Source organism: Autumnicola aciditolerans, assembly GCF_041679265.1.
Classification (GTDB): domain Bacteria; phylum Bacteroidota; class Bacteroidia; order Flavobacteriales; family Flavobacteriaceae; genus Autumnicola.
On sequence record NZ_JBGFSM010000005.1, the window covers coordinates 265,643 to 267,876 of the forward strand.

The following is a 2,234-nucleotide window of genomic DNA, read 5'->3' on the forward strand; positions in this document are numbered from 1 at the left end:
CTCACAAATAACCACCCCGGCCTGCGGCCACCCTGCCCTACGCAGTCATTCAGGCGGGCCCTCCTTGAAAAAATTAGTGGAGCCTTGATTTTGGTAAACATGCAATTTCACTCTTCCCTTTTAATTTTTCCATCTTCAGACTTCTACTTTCGTACCACTTTCCACTTTCCACTTTTCACTTTTCACTTTTCACTTTCCTCTTTCCACTTTTCACTTTTCACTTTTCACTTTCAAGATTCCAACTTCTAACTTCATCCCTCTCCTCCCTTTCCGCTTCAGAAAAGAAAAACTATATTCTTGCATACTTATTCCCTGCAATCAATTTATTTTGCAGACAAATAATTTCATGTGAATTACCTATCAGTAGAAAATATCGCGAAAGCATACGGCGAAAGAATTCTTTTTACAAATATTTCCTTCGGAATAAATGAAGGACAGAAGGTTGGTTTTGTGGCCAAAAACGGGACCGGAAAAACCTCCCTTCTCAACATCCTGGCCGGGTTTGATGTGCCAGATGAAGGCCAGGTGGTGTACCGTAAAGACATTACCACTGCTTTTTTACCACAGGAACCAGATCTTGATCCTCATCTAACGGTGGAGCAGACAATTTTTGCTGCGGAAAATGAAACGCTAAGAATCATTAACCGTTACGAAAAAGCCTTACAAAATCCTGAAGATGCCGAAGCTTACCAAAAAGCATTTGAAGAAATGGATGCTGCCCAGGCCTGGGACTTTGAAACCCAATATAAACAGATCCTTTCCAAATTAAACCTGGAAGATCTTTCCAAAGAGGTAAAACATCTGAGCGGCGGACAGAAAAAAAGACTTGCCCTGGCCAATATGCTCCTTAACAAGCCGGACTTTATCATTATGGATGAGCCAACCAACCACCTGGACCTGGATATGATTGAGTGGCTGGAGGCTTATTTCAAAAAGGAGAACTTCACCATTTTTATGGTAACGCACGACCGCTATTTCCTGGAGCGCGTGTGTAACGAAATCGTGGAACTGGAAGACGGGCAGCTTTATACCTATAAAGGCAATTATTCCTACTACCTGGACAAGAAAGAAGACCGGGTAGAACTGGAACAAACCAATACAGACAAGGCAAAACAGCTCTTTAAAAAAGAACTGGAATGGATGCGCCGCCAACCAAAGGCGCGAACTACAAAATCCAAATCCCGTATAGATGATTTTCAGGATATAAAAGAAAGGGCGTCTAAAAGAAGAAATGATCACAGCGTTCAGCTGGAGCTCAACATGGAGCGAATGGGCAGTAAAGTAGTAGAGCTGCATAAGCTTTCTAAAGAATTTGGCGGGAAGCAGCTATTTCAAAATTTTGATTACAACTTTCTGCGCGGGGAACGCATTGGCATCATTGGCAAAAACGGCACCGGGAAATCTACATTTTTAAATATCCTTACCGGAAATCTTGAGCCGGATACGGGGAAGGTAGTGATTGGAGAAACCATCAAATTTGGCTACTACACCCAGCGGGGAATAAAGATCAAACCCGGCCAAAAAGTGATAGACGTGATTCGGGAATTTGGAGATTACATCCCGCTGAAGAAGGGCCGCCAGATTTCTGCCCAGCAGCTCCTGGAAAGGTTCCTGTTTGACCGTAAAAAGCAATATGATTTTGTGGAAAAACTCAGTGGTGGTGAGAAGAAGCGACTTTACCTGTGTACGGTTTTAATCCAGAACCCCAATTTCCTTATTCTCGATGAACCCACGAACGATTTGGATATTGTTACGCTAAATGTTCTGGAAAGCTTCCTGCTGGACTTTCCCGGCTGTATTATAGTGGTTTCCCACGACCGTTATTTTATGGATAAAATTGTAGATCATCTCTTTGTTTTTAAAGGCAATGCTGAAGTTGAAGATTTCCCCGGCAATTACACCGATTACAGGAGCTATGAAGAAAGTTCACCCAGCGAAGAACCTGCAGGAACATCTTCTAAAGAAGAAAGTGGGAAAAACAACAAAAATGACTGGAAAAAGAATAGTACTGGCTCTAAATTAACCTATAACGAGCAGAAGGAATATGGAAAGCTGGAAAAAGAGATCGCCAGGCTTGAAAAGAAAAAGGTTGAAATTCAGCAAAAATTTCTGCAAGACCTGAGTGGAGACGAAATTGACAAAACTTCCCTGGATTTAAAAGAAGTGGAAGAACAGATAGAACAAAAAACCGAAAGATGGTTTGAGTTGATGGAGAAGGGTGAGTTGTAAGTTGT

Annotated in this window: 1 protein-coding gene; it reads left to right on the forward strand. The window is 42.1% G+C overall.

Annotation, left to right across the window (positions count from 1 at the left end; all coding sequences use genetic code 11):
• Window positions 1-348 precede the first annotated feature (348 nt).
• Window positions 349-2,229: an ABC-F family ATP-binding cassette domain-containing protein gene (locus tag AB8M93_RS07410; RefSeq protein ID WP_373056935.1), complete on the forward strand. Its 1,881-nt coding sequence runs from the start codon at window positions 349-351 to the stop codon at window positions 2,227-2,229.
• Window positions 2,230-2,234: the final 5 nt, after the last annotated feature.